This is a genomic window from Actinokineospora diospyrosa, from assembly GCF_024171925.1.
Lineage (GTDB): Bacteria > Actinomycetota > Actinomycetes > Mycobacteriales > Pseudonocardiaceae > Actinokineospora > Actinokineospora diospyrosa.
In genome coordinates, this window is sequence record NZ_JAMTCO010000011.1 from 131,325 (window position 1) to 153,200 (window position 21,876).

Genomic DNA, 21,876 nt, shown 5'->3' on the forward strand with positions numbered 1-21,876 from the left:
TGTGATCAGCGATCCACCGGGGAAGGCGCGCAGGATGCAGGAAGGCCGGAGATGACGGACCCAGACCAGGCCACCCCGCCCTTAGGCATCAAAGCTGTGCAGCTCCCACCGGAGCTCCCCCGCGTGAAACCAGCCCGTGCGGCCCGGTTCGTCGCCTCTGTGCTGATCCTCGCCACCACTGGAACGGCCCTCTTAGCCGCCTGGCAGGCGTGGCGCTCTTACTGGCTGGTCAGGGACGTTTTCTCGGTAGTGCCAACGGTCACCGAGGACCAACTTCGAGTCGCCGCCGACCGCAGCACTCTCCTCTCTTACGCCTGGCTGGCCGGGGTAGCGCTGTCTGGCGTCGCGTTCCTCGTGTGGCTCTGGCGTGCGCGGATCAACTCGGCCCGGATCTGCGACGCGCCGCAGCGGTTGCGGATCCGCTGGTCGGTGCTGGCGTGGTTCATCCCGCTCGGCAACCTGTGGCTGCCGCAGATGGTGCTCGGCGACGTGTGGCGGGCGAGCAGGCCGGACACCCCGGCGCGCGGCGGTGACCTGCGCAAAGTCCCGGCGAGCAAGCTGATCGCGCTGTGGTGGGCGCTGTTCGTGGTGATGCACGGGGTCGACCTGTTCGCGGTGAACCTGCTCACCAGGGACAGCTCGGTGGCGACCTTCGAGTCGGTGTTCTACGCGAACTCGATCAGCGGCGGCTTGGCCGTGCTGACCGCGCTGGCGATCCTGGTGGTCATGCGCCGGATCGACCGCTGGCAGGACGACCGGGAGATGATCCGCTAGTCCGGGTTGGTCGCCCGGTGCAGGGCGACCACGCCGAAGGTCAGGTTCAACCACTCCACCTCGCGCCAGCCCGCTTTGGCGATGAGTTCGGCCACGGTGCGCTGGTTGTGCCAGTCGCGCATGGACTCGGCCAGGTAGGCGTAGGCCTCGCTATTAGACGAGAACGGCTTGGTGATCAGCGGTAGGCCGCGCAGCACGGTGTTGCGGTAGAGCCACCGCAGCGGTCGTAGCGGGGGCTGGGAAACCTCGCAGATGACCAGCCGGCCGCCGGGGCGCACGACGCGCCGCATCTCGGCGAGGGCGGCGACGGTGTCGTTCATGTTCCGCAGCCCGAAGGACACGGTGACCGCGTCGAAGGCGTCGGTGGCGAACGGCAGGTGGAAGGCGTCCGCGGCGACCCTGGGCACACCCCGGTCGGCTCCGCCGCGCAGCATCTCCAGGGAGAAGTCGGCGGCGACGCACCAGGCGCCAGAGCGGGCGTACTCGACGGTGGACACGGCGGTGCCCGCGGCCAGGTCGAGGACCTTCTCCCCCGGCGACGCGTCGAGCACCTGGCGGGTCGTCTCGCGCCAACGGCGGTCGAAGCCCATCGTCATCACCGTGTTGGTGCGGTCGTACCCCTTGGCGACCCCGTCGAACATCACGGCGATGTCGCGGGGGTCCTTGTCCAAACCGGCGCGAGCCATCATGTGCGCAGACTACGAGGGTCCCCGCAATCGCGTCATGCCAGGCTCATCGCAGTGAGCATGCCGCGCACGGAGCTGGGCCAGTCGAACTGCTCGGCACGGGCGCGGGCCGCCGCGCGGCGGTCGGGCTCGGGTACGGAGAGCAGGCCCTCCACAGCACCGGCGAACGCGGGGGCATCGTCGGACACCGCTTGACCGCAGTCAGGCCTAACGATCTCCGGTAGCGCTGACGACTCGGACACGACGACCGGGGTTCCGGACGCCAGGGCCTCTAAGGCTGCCAAGCCGAAGGTCTCGTGTGGGCCGGGAGCCAGGGAGACGTCCGCTGTGGCGAGCAGCCGGGCAACGTCAGCGCGGTCGGAGAGGAAACCGAGGAAGGTCACAGGTAGGCCTGCCGCGCGCCTGCGCAGTGAGCTCATCTTTGGACCGTCGCCAGCCACTACGAGTCTGGCGTTGGTGCCTGCCGCATGGAGTTCAGCGAGGGTGTCGATACTGCGGTCGACGTGCTTCTCGGGAGACAACCGGCCGCAATGGACGAGGAGGGCGTCGGCGCCACGGGCGAGCTCGGTGCGGAGGGCACCGTCGTGGTTCGCCGGAGTGAACGCGGTCAGGTCGACGCCGAGGGGGACGCGGGCGACGTTGCTGACGCCGATGCGGTCGAACTCGGCGCGGGCGAACCCGGTGGTGCACACGACGGTGTCGTAGCTGGCGGCCATCCGTCGGTTGGCGGCATCTGCGACGGACCGGGCGATAGGCGCAGGCAGGAGAAACTGCTCCAGCAGCCGGTCGAGCCGTTCATGGGAGATCACCACGCTGGGGATCCCTCGCTCAGCTGCCCAGCGGCCCATTCCGCGCAAGGTAAGCCGGTCGGACACCTCTAGCCGGTCGGGGCGTAGTCGTGCCAGCAGCGCTGACACGCGTAAGGGGTCCACTGCGCGGTAGCCACCGGTACCTGGGATGTGCGGTGCGGGCAGCGTTATCCGGCGGACCCCGCTCGGCAGCCATTCGTCGCCGGTACGCCTACCTGGGACAACCAGCACGACCTCGTGTCCGCACGCCACATACCCGCCGCCGAGGTGGTGCAGCGCGGTCCGCAAGCCACCGGAGCGCGGACCGTAGAAGTTCGCGAGCTGCACGATCCGCATGGTCTACGCGGCCTTCGACCGTCTCCCCAGCGCGACCGCGTCGTAGTGGCCGAGGAGTTCCTCGCAGACCGCACTCCAGGTTCGGGTGAGCACGGCAGCCCTGCCCGCCGCACCCATCCGACGACGCAAGAGAGCGTCAGTGAGCCTGTCGACTGCGGGGACGAGTTGGTCGGCGAACTGATCGGGGTCGAGCAGGAAGCCGGTTCGGCCGTGGTCGACGAGGTCACGCGGCCCACCGGCGTTAGGCGCGATCACGGGCAGACCCGAAGCCATCGCCTCTTGAACTGCCTGGCAGAACGTCTCGTGTGGGCCGGTGTGGACGAACACGTCGAGGCTCGCGTACGCGGCTGCCAACTCGGCACCGTCACGGAAGCCGAGGAAGGCAGCGTTAGGCATGCACTCGCGCAACGCGCGGTTGTCCGGACCGTCGCCAACTATGACCACCCGGACGCCGGGGAGCGCGTCAAGTGCGGCTAGGTGCTCGACCCGCTTCTCCGGGGCGAGCCTGCCGACATAACCGACCAGCAGTTCGCCGTTAGGCGCCAGCTGGGTTCGCAGCGACCGGTCGACGTGCTCAGGCGCGAACCTGCGGATGTCGACGCCCCGAGCCCAGCGGTGTACGCGGGGTACGCCGTGGCTGGTCAGGTCTGCCACGGCAGCTGTAGAGGGCGCCAAGGTTCTGTCGGCCCCGGAGTGCACTCGGCGGATCCACCGCCACGCGGCACGCGCACCTCGACTGAGGCCGTAAGAGGCGGCAAACCCAGCTACATCTGTCTGGTAGACCGCCACAGTTGGCACTCCGAGCCGCTTGGCCGCCCACAACCCGCCCGCACCGAGCACGAACGGTGATGCCAAGTGGATGACGTCCGGATCGAACTCGGCGAGGTCGGTCAGCATCTTCGGCGACGGCAACCCGATCGGCAGCGAGGTGATGACGGGTAGGTCCACCGCGCGCACCCGGACGACGTCGACGCCGAGGTGGCGGTCGGGGCCGGGGCCGGGGGCGATCACCATCGCTCGGTGACCGCGCTGGTTGAGGTGCTCGAGCACTCTCAGCACGGAGTTGGTGACGCCGTTCACCTGGGGCAGGAAGCTCTCGGTCACGATGGCGACGCGCACGGGTGCGACCGTCGCACCCCGCGTCGTCATCGGGGTGGTCGACCGCGTGTCGGTGCGGCGAACGACACCGGAACAGCCGGTGGGTACCGCCGGAATGACCAACCTTGGCCTGGCGCTACCCGGCTTTTCATGTTCCGGACGCGCTCCGGTCACACGGTGTGGTCACTCTAGGTTGGCATGACGCTCTTGTCCTCCCGCTCGCGCAAGCCGGTGGAGCCGGGGCTGCTCTCACGAGCCTTGGAGATCGCGGGCCGCCTGGCCAACGACGCGACCGATGTGATCACCGCGACCGCGGGCCGTGGCGCCCGTCCGGTGGTGCTCGACACGCCGTTCGACTGGGTGACCGACACCGACCGCACGCTCGAGCGGCACACCCGCCGGGTGCTGACCGCGGAGTTCCCCGGCATACCGGTGGTGGGCGAGGAGTTCGGCGCCGACCTCGGCTCCGACGAGTCCGAGTACCGCTGGGTGGTCGACCCGGTCGACGGCACCGCCAACTACATCGCCGGGGTCCCCTGGTGCGCCTACAGCCTCGCTCTGGTCGACGCCGAGGGGCCGGTGGTCGGTGTGGTCGCCGACCCGTACCGCGGCCAGATCTACGCGGCCGCGCGCGGCCGGGGCATGCGGGCCAATGGGGTGCGCGTGCAGCTCGTGGACCGGACGTCGGCCGCGGGCACGATCGTGTGCACCGAGCTGGCACGTACTGGTCCGTGGCCGGGGATGAGCGGGTTCATCGAGCGCGCTTCAGCCGCGCACGCCGGGGTCCGCGTGCTCGGTTCAGCCGCGCTAGCGGTCGCCCAAGTCGCTCTTGGACATGCTGCGGCGGCGGTGCTGCACAGCTACCACGAGTGGGACGTCGCAGGGGCGGTAGCGCTAGCACTGGAGTCTGGGGCTGTGGTGCTGGATCGGCGCGGTGAGGATGCCCCCCTGCCAGTGGACGGGCTGCTGGTCGCGGCGCCAGGCGTGGCCGAGGCCGCGCTGTCGTGGTGGCAAGACGCCGTGTGAGCTGGCACCTACGGACGCCGTGCAGCGATATCTGACCAAGAGGATGCTGTCTCCACTCGTTCGTCGTCCTGGCATGGGAGACACAAGTGCAGACAGTTCACTCGTCAGACGGCACGGCTATCGCCTTCCAGTCCGTCGGTAGCGGGACCCCGGTTGTGCTGGTCGGAGGTGCGTTCAACGACCGCAACTCCACCGCAGGTTTGGGCGCCCTGCTCGCAGAGGCAGGCTTGACGGCCGTCTCTTACGACCGCCGTGGCCGTGGCGGCAGCGGAGACACCGAGCCCTACGCCGTCGACCGTGAGATCGAAGACTTGGCGGCAGTTCTAACGGCAGTAGGCAGCACAGCCGTCTACGGCATGTCCTCCGGCGGCATCCTGGCCATGCTGGCCGCCCACCACGGTCTCCCCATCACCCAGGCCGCCGTCTACGAGCCGCCCTTCAACGACGACCCCTCCGAGGCCTTCGCCGAAGCCCAGGCCAGCCGAGCCGCCTCCGGCCGACGAGGAGAGGCAGTCGAAGCCTTCCTCACGACCACTGGCATGCCGCCCCAGATGATCGACTCCATGCGCCAAGGCCCCGCCTGGCCCTACCTGGTCGGCCTGGCCCACACCCTGTCCTACGACGCCCGCATCGTCGCCCGGGGCTCGATCCAGGCCCTCGCGGAACTCCCCACCCCCACCCTGGTCGTCCACGGCGACGCCAGCCCACCCTTCCTGCGCGACGCGGCCGCCTCCCTCGCCGCGACGCTCCCCAACCCCACCTCGGTATCGCTACCCGACCAAACCCACAACGTGGACATCACCGTCCTGGCCCCAGAGCTGGCCAAGTTCTTCGGGTAGCCCACACTCGGCATCAACCGAGAAACCGGAGTTCGACCGTGGCTTCACAATCGCTGTCTTTCGTGAAGGCGACACCGACCCCGTGCGGGAAATGCCCGACTCCAAACCCATACGTCGCCCAGTCCCGGGCGACTCGAATTTCCCAGCTGGACACCCCATCGGGCGCAGGCGAGTAAAGGACTAACGACACCCAATCGCAGCCTGACGCCACTCGGGCCTGGAACACGACGTCTTCCTTGCCGCTGCTCTTCTGATAGATCGCGACGGCGACCGCCCGCAAGGACCCACGTCGCCGTGGCCGCTTGGGCGGGACCACCGGCCACACAACGGAATCGCCGGGCGAGCCACCCCCGTCCGGCAGGCGCCGCTCGACGCTGGTCCGGTACTTCTCCCGCCCTTGAAAGATACCCTCGATCTGGTCCAGGACGTCCTGGTTCATCCTGGCCGTGGATCCCGGATCCGCCACCCCGTTCGGCGACACCGGCGGCTCCGGGAGAGCGGGCGTGATGGCGCCTTGCTCGACGATGAGTTCGAGCAGGTGCTGCGACCGGGCCCGCAGCGCGTCCATTCGGAGTAGCAGTGCTTCCGACTTTAGCGCCCCAAAGGGGCGCAAATGCCACATGTCAGCCGCGCTTTCACGCCACTGGAAGCATGGTTCGTCGCAATTCCGCTAGAACGCGGCGAAATGTTTGACCAAGGTGAAGTGAGCGATTCGCGCGCAAGATCCCCGTGTAGGCGCATTCCACCCCAGGCGTATTCGGAACCGCGTGATCAGCCGACGGCGAGGCGGCGGGCGGTGCCGCGGGCTTCGGCCGGGGTTTTCGCCCGGCGGACGGCGGCGGCCAGTTCGCGGCATTGGGCGAGGGTGTGGGCGGCGAGGGTGGTGCGGACGATCGGGAGGGATTGGGGAGTCATGGACAGGGAGTCGATGCCCAGACCGGTGAAGACCAGCGCCAGCAAGGGATCCGATGCCGCCTCGCCGCAGATTCCGATGTGGGTGGGGACTTTGGCGACGTGGGCTATCAAGTCCAGGAGGGCCGGTTGCCAGGGGTCCACCAGGTCTGCCAGATCGGCGAGGTGCCGGTCGGCGGCGAAGGCGTACTGGGCCAGGTCGTTGGTGCCGATGCTGAGGAAGTCCACCTCGGAGGCGATATCGCCCGCGCGCAGGGCGGCCGCCGGGAGTTCGACCATGGCACCCGCGGTGGTGAGGCCGTGTTCGCGGGCGGTGGCGGCGAAGGCGGCGGCTTCGGCGGGGGTGGCGATCATCGGGGCCATGACCCACGGGGCGGCACCGGTGTCGGCGGCGGCGCGGGCGATCGCCTCCAACTGGTCGCGCAGCAGGTCAGGGCGGGCGCGGGCGATGCGGATGCCGCGGATGCCCAGGGCGGACCCGGTCGCGGCGTAGGGGATCGGCTTGTCCGAGCCGGCGTCCAGGGTGCGGACGACGACCTTGCGGCCAACCAGGGGGGCGAGGACTTCGCGGTAGGCGAGGCGCTGCTCCTCGACGGTCGGCGGGCGGGAGCGGCCCAGGAAGAGGAACTCGGTGCGGAACAGGCCGACGCCCTCGACACCGTGGAGCGGGTCTGGGCCGCCGATGGTGGCCAGGAGTTCGACGCCGTGGCCGTCAGCCGTGCGGCCGGGGCCGACGTCGAGCAACCCGCGGCGGACGGGGGCGGCGGCCGGGTGGGTGCGCACGACACCGGCGGCGCCGTCCACCTGGACCACTTGTCCATCCACAAAGGAACTCGGGCAGCCGACGACGGCGGGGATGCCGATGGCCTTGGCGACGATGGCGGTGTGGCTGGTCGGGCCACCGCGTTCGGTGACGATCGCCAGGACCTGGTCCGGGTCCAGCACCGCCGCGTCCGCGGGCGCCAGGTCGGCGGCCACCAAGACGTACGGGTGCCCCGGGTTGGGCGGCCCGGGCATGGGTAGGTCCAACAGCCACGCCACGGCGCGGTCGCGGATGTCGTCGAGGTCGGTGATGCGATCGACGAGGTGACCCCCGGCTAGCGCCGCCCGGTACTCCCCTATGGCCCGGTCCACCGCCCACGCGGCGGGCTCCTCTGCCGCGAGGTCCGCGGCGCGGGTGGCCAGAACGGGATCCCCGGCGATCATCGCGATGGCGGTCAGGATGTCCGACCCGGTCGCCGCTGCGCGCCGGTCCAACTCAGCAGCGACGTGGTCCAGCGCAGCGCGAGCCCGACCGGGCTCGTCCGGCCCCGGCGGTGGCGCTACCGGCGGCAACACCGGCCTGCAGCCGAACCGGGCGACCGGGCCGGTTGCGACACCTGGGCTGGCCCCGATCCCGCGCAGCGTGCTCACGCCGCCAACTTACGCGTCGAAGACCACCGAGAACGACCTGCATGCGGGCAATCTCTGACGATCGCTTAAGCGTCGAAGTCGACCGTGACGGACTCGCTGGCGGGTAGGCCCTGGCAGGTCAGCACGAACCCGGCATCGATCTCGTGCTGCTCTAGCGCGTAGTTCCGGCGCATCCGCACCTCGCCGGTGACCACCTTCGCCCGGCACGTCCCACACACCCCGCCCCTGCAAGCGAACGGTAGGTCTGACCGCACCCGTTGCGCGCCATCCAAAATCGGCTCGTCGAACGGCAACGCCAAGGTGGTCTCTCGACCATCGAGGATCACGGTGACTGAAGAGGCGGGCCCATCCACCCCCTCCTCAACCCGCTTGGGCTCCGGCGGTGGCTCGTCGACATAGAAGAGTTCGCGGTGGAGGCGGTCGGTAGGGACACCGCGAGCAGTTAGCACTGAGTGCGCGTCTTGGACCAAGCCGAAGGGGCCGCACAGCCACCAGTGGTCGATGTCGTCCGCAGGCACGACCCGGTTGAACAGTTCGTCCAGCCGCGCGGAGTCGAGCCTGCCGGAGAACAGTTCCACGTCTCCCGGTTCGCGCGACAAGATGTGCACGAGCTGAAGCCGCTCTGGGTACCGGTCCTTGAGGTCAGCGAGGTCCTCGGCGAACATGACGGTGTCGCTGCGGCGGTTGCCATAGAGGAGCGTGACCCGGGTGCTTGGGTCGGCGAGCACCGTGGCCGCGATGGACAGCACCGGCGTAATGCCAGAACCGGCGGCGATGAACCCGTGATGACTACCTGGCTCGACCACCGGGGTAAAGCCACCTTGCGGCGGTAGTACTTCCAGCACATCCCCGGGCTTAAGCGAGTCCACCAGGTGCGAGGAGAACAGCCCACCCTCGACCCGCCGCACGCCGATGCGAGGGGCGGCACCAACGGGTGCGCAGATCGAGTAAGAGCGGCGCTCTTCTCGCCCTTCGACGTCTTGGCGGAGGGTCAGGTATTGACCCGCCTTGAAGACGAAGTACTCGCCCAAGTCGGCGGGTACGGCGAAGGTGATGGCGACCGCGTCATCGCAGAGGCGGTCTACCCCGGCTACCGGAAGGGAGTGGAAGGCGCGCACGGTCACAGTTCCTTGATCTGCTCGAACGGTTCCCGGCAGTCCTCGCAGCGCCGCAGCGCCTTGCACGCGGTCGAGCCGAACCGGGACAGCTCGGTCGTCCGCGCCGAGCCGCAGCGCGGGCACTGGACCCGGCGGCTGGGCGGTTCCAGGTTCAGCGGCACCGGGCCGACGGCGCGCGGGCCGATCCGCTGGGGCGGGGCGATGCCGTGGTCGGCGAGCTTGCGCAGGCCGTCCTCGCTGATCCAGTCGGTCGTCCACGCCGGGTGCAGGACGGTCCGCACCTCGACGTCGGCGTACCCGGCCGCGGCCAGCCGCGCGATCAGGTCGGCGCGCATCTCGTCCATGGCGGGACAGCCGGAGTAGGTCGGGGTGATCGTCACGGTCACCCGGCCGCCGACCTCGTCGACCTGGCGCAGCACCCCCAGGTCGGCCAGGGTCAGCACCGGCAGCTCCGGGTCGAGCACCTGCTCGGCGACCTGCCGCGCGCTCACCAGCGCGCCCCTGGCATCGACCGGGCGATGTGCTGCAGCTCGGCGAGCAGGAACCCCATCGCCGCGGTGTGCACGCCGTCGCGGCCCGCCTGGCCCGCGAGCGCGGCGACCTGCTTGACCTGCGGGCGGTCCAGCCCGGCAGCGTTCAGCACGGTATCGATGACCTGGTCGAACTCCGCGCGCGCCGAGGCCGGGTCGACAGCGATGCCCGGCAGCGCGGCCTCCACCCGGTGGGTCGCGAAGAGCTCTTCGGTGAACGCCCACACGCGGTCGAGACCGGCGACGATGCGCTCCCGGGAGTACTCGGTGCCGCCCGCGAGCCGCAGCACCCACTGGGCGGCGTGGTCGCGGTGATAGGCCAGCTCTTTGATGCCCTTGGCGGCGACGGCGGCGAGCACCGGGTCGGCCGAGGTGACCAGTCGCTGGAACACGGCGAGGCGCCAAGTGGAGAAGATCAACAGGCGGGCGATGGTGGTACCGAAGTCACCGCCGGGACCGGGGCCGCAGTCGATCTCGGCGAGCCGGACGTTGCGGAACTCGCGTTCATCGCGCAGGTAGGCCAAAGCGTCCTCGTCGCGGCCAACACCCTCGATCTCGGCGGCGCGGGAAAGCAGCAGGCGAGCCTGCCCCAGCAAGTCGAGCGCGATGTTCGCTAGCGCGACATCCTCTTCAAGCTCTGGGGCGCGCGAGCACCACTCGGCGAGGCGCTGCGAGTAGATGAGCGCGTCGTCGCCGAGCATGAGGCAGTACGCGGTGAGGCTGTCGCGGTCGGCATCCGGGATCGCGCGGTCGACCCCGGCCAGGGCCGCGGTGAAGCCCGTGCCGAACGCCCAGTGCTTCTCCTCACCCGCGTCGGTAAGGCCGTCGTAGGCGTTATCCATGGCGGGTTCCTTACAGGTGCGGGACGTCCTCGGGGATCGCGTAGAACGTGGGGTGCCGGTAGACCTTGTCGCCGCTAGGAGCGAAGAACGGGTCCTTCTCGTCCGGGCTGGACGCGGTGATCGCCTCTGCCTTGACGACCCAGATGCTGACGCCCTCGTTGCGGCGGGTGTAGAGGTCGCGCGCGTTGCGTAGTGCCATCTCGTCATCGGGGGCGTGCAGCGAGCCGACGTGCACATGATTCAGGCCGCGCTTACCCCGGACGAAGACCTCATAGAGGGGCCAAGAGGACTTGGTCATGCTGCCTGCTCCTTCTTGCGCGCGTAGGCGGTGGCAGCTTCACGGACCCAAGCGCCGTCCTCGTGTGCCTTACGCCGGTGGGCGATCCGCTCCGCGTTGCACGGCCCCTCACCCTTGACGACCTGCCAGAACTCAGTCCAGTCGATCTCGCCGAAGTCGTGGTGGCCGCGGTCGGGATTCCAGACAAGAGCCGGGTCGGGCAGCGTGACGCCCAGCTTCTCGGCCTGCGGCACGCTCATGTCGACAAAGCGCTGCCGCAGCTCGTCGTTGGTGTGCCGCTTGATCCGCCACACCATCGACTGCTCGGTGTTGGAACTCTCCGCGTCTGACGGGCCGAACATCATCAGGGACGGCCACCACCAGCGGTTGACCGAGTCCTGCACCATCTCCCGCTGCTGACGGGTGCCGCTCATCATCGTCATCAGCAGCTCATAGCCCTGCCGCTGGTGGAACGACTCTTCCTTGCAGACCCGGATCATCGCGCGCGCGTAGGGGCCGTAAGAGGTGCGGCATAGCGGCACCTGGTTACAGATGGCGGCACCGTCGACAAGCCAGCCGATGACGCCGACATCGGCGTAGGTGAGCGTCGGGTAGTTGAAGATCGAGGAGTACTTCTGCCGCCCCTCGATGAGCTTCTCGGTCAGCTCGGCCCGGTCCGCGCCCAGGGTCTCGGCGGCCGCGTAGAGGTAGAGACCGTGCCCAGCCTCGTCCTGCACCTTGGCGAGCAGGACCGCCTTGCGGCGCAGCGAGGGCGCCCGGCTGATCCAGTTGCCCTCCGGCTGCATCCCGATGATCTCGGAGTGCGCGTGCTGGGCGATCTGGCGGATCAGCGTCGCCCGGTACCCGTCCGGCATCCAGTCCCGCGGCTCGACGCGGTGGTCGGCGGCGACGGTCTGCTCGAACTGGCGTTCCAGGTCCACCCGGCAGATATTACACCTGAACGTTGAAAACGCGGAGAAGTGTCATAGCCGGATCCGCCGCCGGGGGCGCAACCGCCGCACGTTCAGGGGACCCCGCCGTCGCAACCAGTAGAGGACGCCGCCCGCGACCACCCACACGCCCAACACGGCCGTGCTCACCGGCAGGATCGTCAGCGCCGCGCCGCGGCCCGCGACCCGCACCAGGTCCGGGTTGCGCAGGTCGTACTCGACCCGCACGACCTGCCCCTCCTCCAGCGCCTCCGGGTAGAGCACGCCCACCGTCGGCAGGTGCTCGGCGCCGTCCGGGGTCTGGAAGCGGACCAGGGTCCGGGTGAACGAGACGCTGACCACCTCGGCGTTCGCGTTGCCGGTGTGCCGCTCGATCGCGGCGTCCTCGGTGACCGCGGCCACCACCAGCAGCACGCCGAGCCCGGCGATCAACCCGGCCACGACGATGGCCACCAGCGCGGCGATCGCCCGGTGCCGCTCGGGGCGGGTGAGTTGCTCCTGCACGGGGTGGAGGGTATCCGGGCCGGTCACGGGCGTCAGGCGAGCGCGGCGGTGACCGAGGCGCGCAACCTGGCGTGCAGGTCGCGCAGGCCGTCGCGGCTGGTCTGGACCTCGACCACGCGCAGGCCGGGCGCGGGGGCGAGCGCGCGGCGCAGGTCGGCGGAGTTGGTGGCCAGGGTGTGCTCGACACCGTGGGCCTGGCACAGGGCGGCCAGGTCGACGCCGTGCGGGGTGCCGAACACCCGCTCGAAGCTGGCCCTGTGCTCGGCGGCGCCCTGCTCGAGCAGCGAGAAGATGCCGCCGCCGTTGTCGTTGAGCACCACGACGGTCAGGTCGGGGCGGGCCTCGCCCGGCCCGATCAGCAGGCCGTTCGCGTCGTGCAGGAACGTCAGGTCGCCCACCAGCGCGTAGGTCGGGGCGCCGCCGCCGAGCGAGACCCCCGCCGCGGTGGACAGGTTCCCGTCGATGCCCGCGACGCCGCGGTTGGCGTGCACGGTGACGTCGGCGCGGTGGGTGGCGATCAGGTCGACGTCGCGGACGGTGTTGGACGAGCCGAGGAACAGCGTCGCGGCGATCGGCAGGCCCGCGACCACCTCCTGGGCCACGTGCAGGCCGGTCGGCCACGTCTCGGCGGCGAGCAGCGTGGTCACCGCGTCGGCGGCGAGGTCCTCGGCGTCCTGCCAGCCCGCGAGCCAGGCGTGGTCGTGCCCGGTGACGTGCACCAGGTCGTCCTGGTCGAGCCAGCCGCGCACGTGGGTGGCGACGAACTGCGGGTCGGTCCACTGTGGATGGTCGCCGATGCCGTACACCGGCACCCGGTCCATCAACCCGCGCACCCCGCGCGAGAGCGTCGGTCGCCCGACGACGACCACCGCGTCCGGGCGCAGCGACTCGGGCAGGGCCCCGGTGCCCAGCAGCAGCGGCCCCCCGCGCAGGACGTGCGCACCGCCCGCGATCGCCGCGGCGGCCCCCACCGGCTCGGCGACCACGGGCCAGCCCGCCTTGGCCGCGACCCCGGCGGCCGAGGTCGCCCTGGCCGGGTCGCCGCTGCCGACGACCATGAGGGTGCGCGCGGGCAGCGGGAAGTCCACCCGGTTGCCGGGGACGGACCGGGCGGCCGACGACGTGGTCCAGCGCAGGCCGTCGGGCCTGCCGACCAGCCGGTCGGGCCACTCGTCGCCGAAGGTCGGCACCAGCGGCTCGCGGAACGGGATGTTCAGCTGCACCGGTCGCCCGGTCTCGGCGCGGGCGATCCCCCGGCAGACCAGGCCGCGCCACACCGGGTTGAGCCCGGCCCGCCGCTCGGCCACCGGGAAGTCGACGGTCACCGCGGCGCTGCCGAAGATCCCCCGCTGGTCGATGGTCTGGTTCGCCCCGGTCCCGTGCAGCTCCGGCGGCCGGTCGGCGGTGATCAGCACCAGGCCGACCCCGGAGTGGTGCGCCTCGAGCACCGCCGGGTGCAGGTTCGCCACGGCCGTCCCGGAGGTGCAGACCACCGCCGCGGGCCGCCCGGAAGCCCTCCCGAGCCCCAGCGCGAAGTAACCCGCCGAACGCTCGTCGACCCGCACGTGCAGGGTCAACTCCCCGCGCTGCGCGGCCTCGAACAACGCGAACGCCACCGGGGCGTTGCGCGACCCCGGACACAGCACGACCTGCCGAACATCGTTGCGAACCAACTCGTCGACCACGACGGTGGCCATCGCGGTGGACGGATTCACAGCACCCCACTCCGCACGGTGACTTCCCCCTCGGTTCCCGGACCCGACACCCGACCCTTCCCCCGGGACGGCCCCGCGAGCAACCGGCCCCCGACAAATGGGCGAAGATCGGCCGGATCCCGTTGCGCCCGCAAGGAAACTGGGAGCGCACCCAGCGCCGTTGTGGACGCACCGATGACGTAATCGGACAGACACCCCTTGAGACCACCGCGCGACAGAGCCACCGGGTCCACGGTAAGCCAGCCGCAACGCGAAGAAGGCAGCGGCGTAAGGCACCTGATGCGTGGGGCGGGCCGAGTTGGTGGCGGGGTGGTGGCAGGTGTCATGTGAGAGTCAGGTCTTCGGGGGGACGGCGGAAGAGGACCCGGGCTCGGAGGCTCCAGCGTGCTATCGCTCTGCCCGCTGGAGTTAGGCCTACCCGGCGAGCGGTCCAGTCGGCGTCTACGGCGTCTAGGACTCGGAGGCGACGGAGGAACCAGGCGCCTACCTCGGCTGCCCGGGTAGGGCCGAAGTCCGCGCCGGTGTCGCCGGACCAGCCTTCTTCGGCCAGGACGTAGGCGACCTTCTCGAAGACACGGCTAGGGGCCATTCGGTCTTCCAGCAGCAGCGCGGCGAAGACGACCTCTTGGACCGTGCCCAGGGCGCTGCGTTCGAGGGACACCATGCGCTCGCCGACGGTCATCAGCAGCGAGTCCGAGTCGTCAACGAGGGCGGTGCCCGGCTCGGTGAGCCGCAGGCGGCTGCCGTCGCGGGTGGTGAGGCCGAAGTCGGTGGAGAGTTCGCGCAGGAGCTTCACCGGGGGCCACTGCGACTCACTGCGGCCCGCCGCGGTGATCTCCGCGCAGGTGGGCATCAGGTCGATCAGCTCGCCGACCAGCGTGGTGGGCAGGTAGTCGCTGCTGGTCAGCCGGGCGCCCTGGCCGCGGCACTGGGCGAGCAGGTAGGTCAGCGCGGGCAGTTGCGCGCCGTCGCTGTCGGGGGCCCGGCGGACCTCGGGTCTGAGGCGGACCATCAGCTCGCGGCGGGTCTGGCTGCCGTGGCCGAGGGTCCACTCGTCGAGGCGCTCGTCGAGCAGCCGGACGAACCAGGTCTCCTCGCCCTCGTTCTCCGGGCTGGTCAGCAGCCGCATCACCAGGCCGACCCGCATGGCCTCGCTGCCGTCGACCGGCAGCGTGCCCGCCTCGACGGCCTCCTCCAGCAACCTGCCCGCGGCGGCGTGCAGCGCGGTCTCGATCGGGCCGCCCTGCTCGGACCAGGTCATCAGCGGGGTGTCCGGCGGCCACACCCCCGAGGCGCGCCACGCGGCGGCGACCAACCGCCGGTAGCGCTCCTCGTCCTCGGCGGCGTCGAGGATGGCGTGCGTGGTCTCACCCCGGCACAGCTGGGCGTAGTTCGCGTGGCCGAGCAGTTCGAGCAGCTCGGCGAACGACGCGCAGGTCTGGTGCAGGTCCTCGAACGCGCCGTGCCCGCCCGGGCTGCGGTGCGCCTGCGGCAGCGTTCCCCACACCATCTGCTGCACGTCGTAGCGGGTGACCTTGGTCGGATGGGCCGCGGTGGCGCGCATGACGTGCCACAGGGCGTGCGCGTGCTTCGCCGCGGTGTCGTCCCGCGCGCGAATGACCTCCAGGGCCGAGTCCAGGTCGTGCACGTCCCCAGCTTGACACGGCGACGGGCAACCCCGCGAACGACTGTCCACAGGTTCGCCGGCATCCTCGACCGCGTGGCTGAGCGCGAGGTTTCCGAACTGTTCGACCCGGCGCGGTGGCGCGCCGTCGACGGGTTCGACTTCACCGACATCACCTACCACCGGGCGGTGGACACCGGGGCGGTCCGGATCGCCTTCGACCGCCCTGAAGTGCGCAACGCGTTCCGGCCGCACACCGTCGACGAGCTGTACCGCGCGCTGGACCACGCGCGGATGAGCTCGGACATCGGGTGCGTGCTGCTGACCGGCAACGGCCCGTCCGCGCGCGACGGCGGTTGGGCGTTCTGCTCCGGCGGTGACCAGCGCATCCGCGGCCGTACGGGCTACCAGTACGCGTCCGGGGACACCTCGGAGACGGTGGATCCCGCGCGCGCGGGCAGGCTGCACATCCTCGAGGTGCAGCGGTTGATCCGGTTCATGCCGAAGGTCGTGATCGCCGTTGTCCCCGGCTGGGCGGCCGGTGGCGGGCACAGCCTGCACGTGACGTGCGACCTGACGCTGGCGAGCTCGGAGCACGCGCGGTTCAAGCAGACCGACGCCGACGTCGGCAGCTTCGACGGTGGTTTCGGGTCGGCGTACCTGGCCAGGCAGGTTGGGCAAAAGTTCGCGCGGGAGATCTTCTTCCTGGGGCGCTCTTACACCGCCGAGGACATGGTGCGGATGGGTGCGGTGAACCAAGCCGTCCCGCACGCGGAGCTGGAGGAGACCGCGCTGCAGTGGGCGCGCGAGATCAATGGCAAGTCGCCGACGGCGCAGCGGATGCTCAAGTTCGCGTTCAACGCCATCGACGACGGTCTTATCGGCCAGCAGGTGTTCGCCGGTGAGACGACCCGCTTGGCGTACATGACCGATGAGGCTGTCGAGGGCAGGGACTCGTTCCTGGAGAAGCGGGACCCCGATTGGTCCCGCTTCCCTTACTACTACTGAACTACTACTGAGACTTGATGAACTGTTCGTGATCCGCGGCCACCTTGCGGTAGAGGGCCTGCTTGCGGCTCTCGTCCACATCGGACAGCGGTAGGTGGAAGACGTCGGCCAGCGTGCTGAAGTACTCGTCCGCGCTGGCGATGTCCCGTTCGTATCCCCCGTCGGCTTCGCTGTCGGCTTCACTGTCGGCCCTGTGGTGGGTTAGCCGAAACCCTCGCAAAGTTGTAGCGCTGTCCCCGTCGCGGCGGCACAAAGCGGCCACTCGGACGAATCCTGATTCTGGGCTTGTCGACTGCTCTTGATGCTTGGCAATGAAATCCTCGACTGTCGCCTCGTAGGGCGCGAAATCCATGCCGGGGCACCGAGCCCACTTGTCGTGGATGAAGCGCCAGCCGCCCGGGACAACGTCCGAGGGTCGTAGTGCCAAGTCCAAGGGCGGCTGCCAGTAGTCGCCGACGACAAGAGGCAGCGGGCCATGCAAGGCATCACCCATACCCGTGTCGACCAGCCATACCCCGTTAGGCGAATCAGCGCTCGGTAGCCCGTGCACCTCGACGGTGAGGTGGTTGCCGTTGGCACCTACGGGCTCAGCGAACTGGGGTCCTTGGACACCGCCAACTCGCCAGTGCACGTCGTATCCGAGCCAGTCGAGCAGGCACGCCATGGCGCCGTTGAGGTGGTAGCAATACCCACCGCGTCCAGCGACGATGTAGCGCACCGAGTCGAGCGGTTCAACCGTGCGTTGCTCCCCCAGAGCGATCCACACGACCTCGTAAGGCACCAGGGCGGTCTGTGCCTGGTGCAGCGCGATGAGCGTGTCCAACGTCGGCTCAGGTGGCGCAGACCAGCCCAACCGGCGCAGGTAGGCGTCACGCAGGTCCGGGTCGAGGGGCCTGCGCCAGAGCCGGTCGTCGCGGCGCGGGTCGTCGAAGGCGAGCAAGTCAGACAAGGTTGAGCTGCCAGGAGACGCCGAAGCGGTCGTTGACCCACCCGAACTTGACGCTGAACCCGTAATCACCCAACGGCATCAGCGGCTGACCGCCCTCGGACAAGGCCGCGTAGAGGCGGTCGATCTCAGCCTCGGACTCGCAGGTGACGTAAAGCGAGATCGAGGGGGTGAAGGTGAAGTCGTGCACGGGGGCGCTGTCGATGGCCCTGATGACCTGCCCGCCCGCGCGGAAGCTGGCCAGGTGCACGGTCCCCTCGGCATCGGGGCCGCCTGGCCCGTCCGGTCCCGCGTGCTTGAGGTCCAGCACCTCGCCGTCGTCGAACAGCGAGACGTAGAACGTGATGGCCGCTTCGGCCTGCTTGCCCTGGAACATCAGGAAGGGCGTCACCTTCGGTTGCACTGTGGACACGGGTAGCCACTCCTCTTGTCGACGTTGGTGTCGAGAGTAAGCACCACGACCGACGGAACTGCGAAGATGGCCGTCGTGCACCCTGTCGAGCTCGACGGTTCCGCGGCCGCGGTCCACGCTCTAGCGCGTGCCCTTCGTCCTCACCTGGACGGCCACCCGGGCCAGGTTGTGGTGCCGCTGGGCCCGGGGGAAGCCCTTGACGCCATGCGCCCTGACTTGCCTAGAGAGGCCGACACGGCGTTGATCGTGCGCACCTCGGGTTCAACAGGTTCAGCCAAAGGCGTGCTGTTGTCAGCCGCGGCTTTGCGGGCCTCAGCGACAGCGACGCACGCGCGACTCGGGGGGCCGGGCACGTGGCTGTTGGCCATGCCTGCCCACCACATCGCAGGTGTACAGGTCGTCGTGCGGTCGCTCTTGGCCGGTACGGCGCTGGCAGTCCTGCCCGCTGGCGGTTTTCAGGGACGGCGGTTCGTTGAGGCGGCCTCTGATGTGTTGATGGCCGAAGGACCGCGCTACACGGCTCTAGTCCCCACCCAGCTGACTCGCCTCTTGGCTGAAGGCGGCGACGCCTTGGCGGCCGCGCGATCGTTCGATGCCGTGCTGGTTGGTGGCGCAGCGACAAACCCGAGCACCCTTAGACAGGCTCGTGAAGCGGGCATCAACGCGGTCACCACCTACGGCATGTCAGAAACCGCGGGCGGGTGTGTGTACGACGGATCTCCACTCGATGGGGTGCGAGTGCGGCTGGTGGACGACGTGATCCACCTCAGCGGTCCCGCCCTGTCGCACGGCTACCGCCTCGACCCCGACAACCCGGCCTTCGCCGACGGCTGGTTCCGCACTTCAGACCTGGGCCGCCTGGTTGACGGCCGCTTGCACGTCCTCGGCCGCACGGACGACCTCATCAACACCGGTGGCAAGAAGGTCGCTCCCTCGGCGGTGGAACGGGTGCTGACCGCCCAGGTGAACGTGCTGGAAGCGTGCGTGGTGGGCCTACCGGACCCCGAATGGGGTGAACAAGTCGCCGCCGCGATCGTGTCCAGCGCCGAGGTGGACGCGACAGCGCTACGGGCAGCCGTCCGGCAGGAGCTGGGCCCGCACGCGGTCCCGAAACAGATCCACGTCGTCCCCGATCTGCCGCTGCGCGGACCGGGCAAGGTGGACCGCGCGGCCGTCGTCCAGCTCTTGTCACCAGCTCGAATCTCGGTGGAGCGGAGTCCGACGCGCGAGTAGCGTCCCTGGATCGTGGACCTCGTGATCACCTCCCTGGCGGAACGACCGGACCTCGACTCGTGGCTCGACGACTTCGCGAACACCTGGCCCGTGTTCATGCAGAAGGACCCCATGAGCGGGGTCTACTACGGGGTCGCAGGCCTGCACTACCCGGAGCACGTGCTGGTCGCCTACGACCGCGACCACCCCGAGCGGTTGATCGCGAAGGCGCACAGCGTGCCGTTCCGGTGGACCGAGGACGTGCTGCCCCCAGGCGGGTGGGACCGGGTGATCCAGCGGGCCTCGGTCGGTCGCGCGAACGGCGAGGAACCGAACATGGCCTCCGCGCTGGAGATCAACATCCAGGTCGACATGCGCGGCACCGGACTCTCCGCGGTGATGCTCGGCGCCATGCGCGACAACGCGCGCGCTCTCGGGTTCGACACGCTGGTGGCGCCCGTGCGCCCCAACGGCAAGCCCGCCCACCCGGAGGTACCGATGGGTGAGTACGCGGGCTGGACGCGGGAGGACGGCCTGCCGGTCGACCCGTGGCTGCGGGTACACGTGCGGGCGGGCGGGGTCATCGAGGCCGTCGCGGTGCGGTCGATGACGATCGCCGGGACGCTGGCGGAGTGGCGTTCGTGGACAGGTCTACCGTTCGACCGGACCGGCCAAGTGCTGGTGCCGGACGCGTTGGTCCCGGTGCACTGCGACGTCGAACACGACCACGCGGTGTACGTGGAGCCCAACGTGTGGGTTCGCCACAAGACGTGACGAGTCACTCACCGCCCGGCAAGCCCTGATCAGTGAAGATGGACCGATGGCGACAGTCGCGGAGTGGATCGAGGGCGCGCGCGTGCGCACGCTGCCAAACTCGGTGGCACCAGTCCTGGTCGGCTCAGGCGCCGCTGCCGCTGTAGGCGCGTTCTCTTTGGTCCGGGCCGCGTTGGCGCTCTTGGTGTCCTTGGCTCTGCAGGTCGGGGTGAACTACGCCAATGACTACTCCGACGGCGTAAGAGGCACCGACAGCGAGCGGGTCGGCCCACTGCGACTGGTTGGTTCCGGAGTCGCTTCACCGGCCACCGTTAAGGCTGCCGCGTTCGCTTGCTTTGCTCTTGGCGCGGTCGCCGGTCTTGTCCTGGTGTCCCTATCGGGTCATTGGTGGTTGCTGGCAGTGGGTGCCGCCAGCATCGCGGGGGCGTGGTTCTACACCGGCGGTGAGAAGCCTTATGGCTACTCGGGTTGGGGCGAGGTCGCCGTCTTCCTCTTCTTCGGCGTGATCGCTGTGCTGGGCACCGAGTACGTACAAGCGGACCAGGTGAGCTGGTTCGGCGCCGCCGGTGCCGCGGCGATGGGCTCGTTCTCCGCAGCGGTACTGGTCGCGAACAACCTTCGTGACGTGCCCACCGACCGTGTGGCCGGTAAGAACACCTTGGCCGTGCGGCTCGGTGAGCCGCGCACCCGAGTGCTGTACCAGGTACTTGTGGCGATCCCGTTCGTCCTAACGGTGGCTGCGGCGTTCTCGACACCGATAGCGCTAGTCGGACTCGTTGCCGCTGCCTTTGTCGTGCCCTCTGCTCGCCTCGTAGCGCGCGGCGAGACGGGACTGAAGCTGATCCCCGTGTTGAAGCAGACCGGGCTCGCGATGCTGACCTGGGCCGTGGTTACGGCTATCGGGGTCGGGCTGTCCTAACCGTTCCACTCGCCGGTCGCGAAGAACGTTTCCAAGATCTCGTCGTAAGGCGCGAGATCAATCCCTTGCGCGGTAAGCCAAGCATCGTCGTAGTAGGTGTGCGAGTACCGCTCCCCGCCGTCGCATAGAAGCGTGACGACGCTGCCGGTGACACCCTCCGCCTTGAGCTCAGCGAGGATCTCGAACGCGCCCCACAAGTTCGTCCCGGTAGACCCGCCGACCCGACGCCCGAGCATCTGCTCGACCCGCCGGATCACCGCGACCGACGCCGCGTCCGGCACCTTGATCATGCGGTCGATCACCTGACCGAGGAACGACGGCTCCACCCGCGGCCGCCCGATGCCCTCGATCCGCGACCCCTGGCAGCCGGTCAGCCCCGGCACCGCGTCGCGCCAAGCGTCGAAGAAGACCGAGTTCTCCGGGTCGACCACGGCCAACCGGGTGCTCAGCGCGCGGTAGCGGATGTAGCGCCCGATCGTGGCGCTCGTGCCGCCGGTCCCGGCGCCGACGACGATCCACCGGGGCTCGGGGTGCGGCTCCAGCGCCATCTGCCCGAACACCGACTCGGCGATGTTGTTGTTGCCGCGCCAGTCCGTGGCCCGCTCCGCGTGGGTGAACTGGTCGATGAAGTGCCCGCCGAGCTCCTCGGCCAGCCGGTTCGACTCGGCGTAGATCTGGCTCGGCTTGTCGACGAAGTGACATCGGCCACCCTGCCGCTCGATCAGCTGCACCTTCTCCGGGCTCGTCGTCCGGGGCATCACGGCGATGAACGGCAGGCCCAGCATGCGGGCGAAGTACGCCTCGGACACCGCGGTGGACCCGGAGGACGCCTCGATGACCGGGGTGCCCTCCACGATCCAGCCGTTGCACAACGCGTAGAGGAACAGCGACCGCGCCAGGCGGTGCTTGAGCGAGCCAGTGGGATGGGTTGACTCGTCCTTGAGGTAGAGCCGCACGCCCCACGGTTCGGGGAGCGGGAACGGCAGCAGGTGGGTGTCGGCGCTGCGGTTCGCGTCCGCCTCGATGATCCGCACGGCCTCGCACACCCAAGCCCGGGTCTTGTCGCTGCACCTGTCCACGGCGGTCATGTACCAACATTATCGCCTAGCAGCGGTTTTGCCAGCGCCCCAACGAGTGGCGGGGGTGTCGCGC

The 21,876-nt window shown here is 69.6% G+C and carries 23 protein-coding genes; 7 read left to right on the forward strand and 16 right to left on the reverse strand.

All coding sequences use genetic code 11. The annotated features are described in order from the left end of the window. Positions 1–51: 51 nt before the first annotated feature. Positions 52–774 (forward strand): DUF4328 domain-containing protein, encoded by a 723-nt coding sequence (locus LV75_RS22935; protein ID WP_253889051.1) that lies wholly within the window; start codon positions 52–54, stop codon positions 772–774. On the opposite strand, the gene LV75_RS22940 is transcribed toward LV75_RS22935, so the two are convergent. From LV75_RS22940 to LV75_RS22950, 3 genes are read right to left on the reverse strand one after another with little or no spacing between them, the layout of a single operon-like run. Continuing rightward, the gene (locus LV75_RS22940) at positions 771–1,460 is read right to left on the reverse strand and encodes a demethylmenaquinone methyltransferase (RefSeq protein WP_253889180.1); all 690 of its coding nucleotides are present in this window, start codon (positions 1,458–1,460) and stop codon (positions 771–773) included. The two genes, LV75_RS22935 and LV75_RS22940, sit on opposite strands and share 4 nt — an antisense overlap. 35 nt (positions 1,461–1,495) lie before the next feature. Next, positions 1,496–2,605 (reverse strand): glycosyltransferase, encoded by a 1,110-nt coding sequence (locus LV75_RS22945; protein WP_253889052.1) that lies wholly within the window; start codon positions 2,603–2,605, stop codon positions 1,496–1,498. 3 nt (positions 2,606–2,608) lie between these two features. After that, the gene (locus tag LV75_RS22950; RefSeq protein WP_253889053.1) at positions 2,609–3,724 is read right to left on the reverse strand and encodes a glycosyltransferase family 4 protein; all 1,116 of its coding nucleotides are present in this window, start codon (positions 3,722–3,724) and stop codon (positions 2,609–2,611) included. A gap of 177 nt (positions 3,725–3,901) precedes the next feature. Between LV75_RS22950 and LV75_RS22955 the strand changes: the two genes are divergently transcribed. Both LV75_RS22955 and LV75_RS22960 read left to right on the forward strand, forming a co-directional pair. Then, a complete protein-coding gene (locus LV75_RS22955) occupies positions 3,902–4,729 on the forward strand; it encodes an inositol monophosphatase family protein (protein ID WP_253889054.1) in 828 nt (275 codons plus the stop codon). Between the two features lie 86 nt (positions 4,730–4,815). Further along, positions 4,816–5,568, forward strand: coding sequence for an alpha/beta fold hydrolase (locus LV75_RS22960; RefSeq protein WP_253889055.1), 753 nt, complete (start codon positions 4,816–4,818; stop codon positions 5,566–5,568). Between the two features lie 13 nt (positions 5,569–5,581). On the opposite strand, the gene LV75_RS22965 is transcribed toward LV75_RS22960, so the two are convergent. The 10 genes from LV75_RS22965 to LV75_RS23010 all read right to left on the reverse strand — a co-directional run bounded on the left by LV75_RS22965 (position 5,582) and on the right by LV75_RS23010 (position 15,477). Further along, positions 5,582–6,136 (reverse strand): hypothetical protein, encoded by a 555-nt coding sequence (locus LV75_RS22965; RefSeq protein ID WP_253889056.1) that lies wholly within the window; start codon positions 6,134–6,136, stop codon positions 5,582–5,584. Between the two features lie 203 nt (positions 6,137–6,339). Continuing rightward, on the reverse strand, positions 6,340–7,893 hold the full coding sequence (locus tag LV75_RS22970; protein WP_253889057.1) for a putative PEP-binding protein: 1,554 nt from the start codon (positions 7,891–7,893) through the stop codon (positions 6,340–6,342). A 65-nt stretch (positions 7,894–7,958) separates the two neighbouring features. Continuing rightward, positions 7,959–9,011, reverse strand: coding sequence for a 1,2-phenylacetyl-CoA epoxidase subunit PaaE (paaE, locus tag LV75_RS22975; protein ID WP_253889181.1), 1,053 nt, complete (start codon positions 9,009–9,011; stop codon positions 7,959–7,961). Between the two features lie 2 nt (positions 9,012–9,013). After that, a complete protein-coding gene (gene paaD / locus LV75_RS22980; protein WP_253889182.1) occupies positions 9,014–9,505 on the reverse strand; it encodes a 1,2-phenylacetyl-CoA epoxidase subunit PaaD in 492 nt (163 codons plus the stop codon). Then, the gene (gene paaC / locus LV75_RS22985) at positions 9,499–10,383 is read right to left on the reverse strand and encodes a 1,2-phenylacetyl-CoA epoxidase subunit PaaC (protein ID WP_253889058.1); all 885 of its coding nucleotides are present in this window, start codon (positions 10,381–10,383) and stop codon (positions 9,499–9,501) included. The genes paaD and paaC overlap by 7 nt, the downstream gene beginning before the upstream one ends. 10 nt (positions 10,384–10,393) lie before the next feature. Beyond that, on the reverse strand, positions 10,394–10,681 hold the full coding sequence (gene paaB, locus LV75_RS22990) for a 1,2-phenylacetyl-CoA epoxidase subunit PaaB (protein WP_204449143.1): 288 nt from the start codon (positions 10,679–10,681) through the stop codon (positions 10,394–10,396). After that, positions 10,678–11,601 carry a 1,2-phenylacetyl-CoA epoxidase subunit PaaA gene (gene paaA, locus LV75_RS22995; RefSeq protein WP_253889059.1) on the reverse strand — a complete coding sequence of 308 codons (924 nt, stop codon included), beginning with the start codon at positions 11,599–11,601 and terminating at the stop codon, positions 10,678–10,680. The genes paaB and paaA overlap by 4 nt, the downstream gene beginning before the upstream one ends. Positions 11,602–11,643: 42 nt before the next feature. Next, positions 11,644–12,114, reverse strand: a complete 471-nt coding sequence (locus LV75_RS23000; RefSeq protein WP_253889060.1) for a DUF3592 domain-containing protein — start codon at positions 12,112–12,114, stop codon at positions 11,644–11,646. Positions 12,115–12,146: 32 nt separating this feature from the next. Next, positions 12,147–13,829 carry a 2-succinyl-5-enolpyruvyl-6-hydroxy-3-cyclohexene-1-carboxylic-acid synthase gene (gene menD, locus LV75_RS23005; RefSeq protein ID WP_253889061.1) on the reverse strand — a complete coding sequence of 561 codons (1,683 nt, stop codon included), beginning with the start codon at positions 13,827–13,829 and terminating at the stop codon, positions 12,147–12,149. Between the two features lie 322 nt (positions 13,830–14,151). Beyond that, the gene (locus LV75_RS23010; protein WP_253889062.1) at positions 14,152–15,477 is read right to left on the reverse strand and encodes a hypothetical protein; all 1,326 of its coding nucleotides are present in this window, start codon (positions 15,475–15,477) and stop codon (positions 14,152–14,154) included. 72 nt (positions 15,478–15,549) lie between these two features. Between LV75_RS23010 and LV75_RS23015 the strand changes: the two genes are divergently transcribed. Then, complete coding sequence (locus LV75_RS23015; protein ID WP_253889063.1) at positions 15,550–16,461, forward strand: 1,4-dihydroxy-2-naphthoyl-CoA synthase; 912 nt, start codon at positions 15,550–15,552, stop codon at positions 16,459–16,461. A 4-nt stretch (positions 16,462–16,465) separates the two neighbouring features. Here the strand turns inward: LV75_RS23015 and LV75_RS23020 are convergent, their stop codons facing one another. Both LV75_RS23020 and LV75_RS23025 read right to left on the reverse strand, forming a co-directional pair. Further along, the gene (locus tag LV75_RS23020) at positions 16,466–17,410 is read right to left on the reverse strand and encodes an arylamine N-acetyltransferase family protein (RefSeq protein ID WP_253889064.1); all 945 of its coding nucleotides are present in this window, start codon (positions 17,408–17,410) and stop codon (positions 16,466–16,468) included. Further along, positions 17,403–17,819 carry a VOC family protein gene (locus LV75_RS23025; RefSeq protein WP_253889065.1) on the reverse strand — a complete coding sequence of 139 codons (417 nt, stop codon included), beginning with the start codon at positions 17,817–17,819 and terminating at the stop codon, positions 17,403–17,405. The genes LV75_RS23020 and LV75_RS23025 overlap by 8 nt, the downstream gene beginning before the upstream one ends. Positions 17,820–17,885: 66 nt before the next feature. Between LV75_RS23025 and menE the strand changes: the two genes are divergently transcribed. From menE to LV75_RS23040, 3 genes are read left to right on the forward strand one after another with little or no spacing between them, the layout of a single operon-like run. Next, on the forward strand, positions 17,886–19,052 hold the full coding sequence (gene menE, locus LV75_RS23030; RefSeq protein WP_253889066.1) for an o-succinylbenzoate--CoA ligase: 1,167 nt from the start codon (positions 17,886–17,888) through the stop codon (positions 19,050–19,052). 12 nt (positions 19,053–19,064) lie between these two features. Further along, the gene (locus LV75_RS23035) at positions 19,065–19,805 is read left to right on the forward strand and encodes an N-acetyltransferase (protein WP_253889067.1); all 741 of its coding nucleotides are present in this window, start codon (positions 19,065–19,067) and stop codon (positions 19,803–19,805) included. Positions 19,806–19,851: 46 nt separating this feature from the next. Then, positions 19,852–20,724: a 1,4-dihydroxy-2-naphthoate polyprenyltransferase gene (locus LV75_RS23040; RefSeq protein WP_253889068.1), complete on the forward strand. Its 873-nt coding sequence runs from the start codon at positions 19,852–19,854 to the stop codon at positions 20,722–20,724. Here LV75_RS23040 and cds1 read toward each other — a convergent pair. After that, positions 20,721–21,812, reverse strand: a complete 1,092-nt coding sequence (gene cds1 / locus LV75_RS23045; protein WP_253889069.1) for an L-cysteine desulfhydrase Cds1 — start codon at positions 21,810–21,812, stop codon at positions 20,721–20,723. The genes LV75_RS23040 and cds1 overlap by 4 nt on opposite strands. Positions 21,813–21,876 lie beyond the last annotated feature (64 nt).

What these genes read in the sequence shown, in the direction of transcription:
- LV75_RS23040 (WP_253889068.1), top strand. Translation starts at nt 19,852, where the DNA reads ATGGCGACAGTCGCGGAGTGGATCGAGGGCGCGCGCGTGCGCACGCTG.
- paaC (WP_253889058.1), bottom strand. Translation starts at nt 10,383, where the DNA reads ATGGATAACGCCTACGACGGCCTTACCGACGCGGGTGAGGAGAAGCAC.
- menE (WP_253889066.1), top strand. Translation starts at nt 17,886, where the DNA reads ATGGCCGTCGTGCACCCTGTCGAGCTCGACGGTTCCGCGGCCGCGGTC.
- LV75_RS22935 (WP_253889051.1), top strand. Translation starts at nt 52, where the DNA reads ATGACGGACCCAGACCAGGCCACCCCGCCCTTAGGCATCAAAGCTGTG.
- LV75_RS22955 (WP_253889054.1), top strand. Translation starts at nt 3,902, where the DNA reads ATGACGCTCTTGTCCTCCCGCTCGCGCAAGCCGGTGGAGCCGGGGCTG.
- cds1 (WP_253889069.1), bottom strand. Translation starts at nt 21,812, where the DNA reads ATGACCGCCGTGGACAGGTGCAGCGACAAGACCCGGGCTTGGGTGTGC.
- LV75_RS22945 (WP_253889052.1), bottom strand. Translation starts at nt 2,605, where the DNA reads ATGCGGATCGTGCAGCTCGCGAACTTCTACGGTCCGCGCTCCGGTGGC.
- LV75_RS22965 (WP_253889056.1), bottom strand. Translation starts at nt 6,136, where the DNA reads ATGGACGCGCTGCGGGCCCGGTCGCAGCACCTGCTCGAACTCATCGTC.
- LV75_RS22940 (WP_253889180.1), bottom strand. Translation starts at nt 1,460, where the DNA reads ATGGCTCGCGCCGGTTTGGACAAGGACCCCCGCGACATCGCCGTGATG.
- paaB (WP_204449143.1), bottom strand. Translation starts at nt 10,681, where the DNA reads ATGACCAAGTCCTCTTGGCCCCTCTATGAGGTCTTCGTCCGGGGTAAG.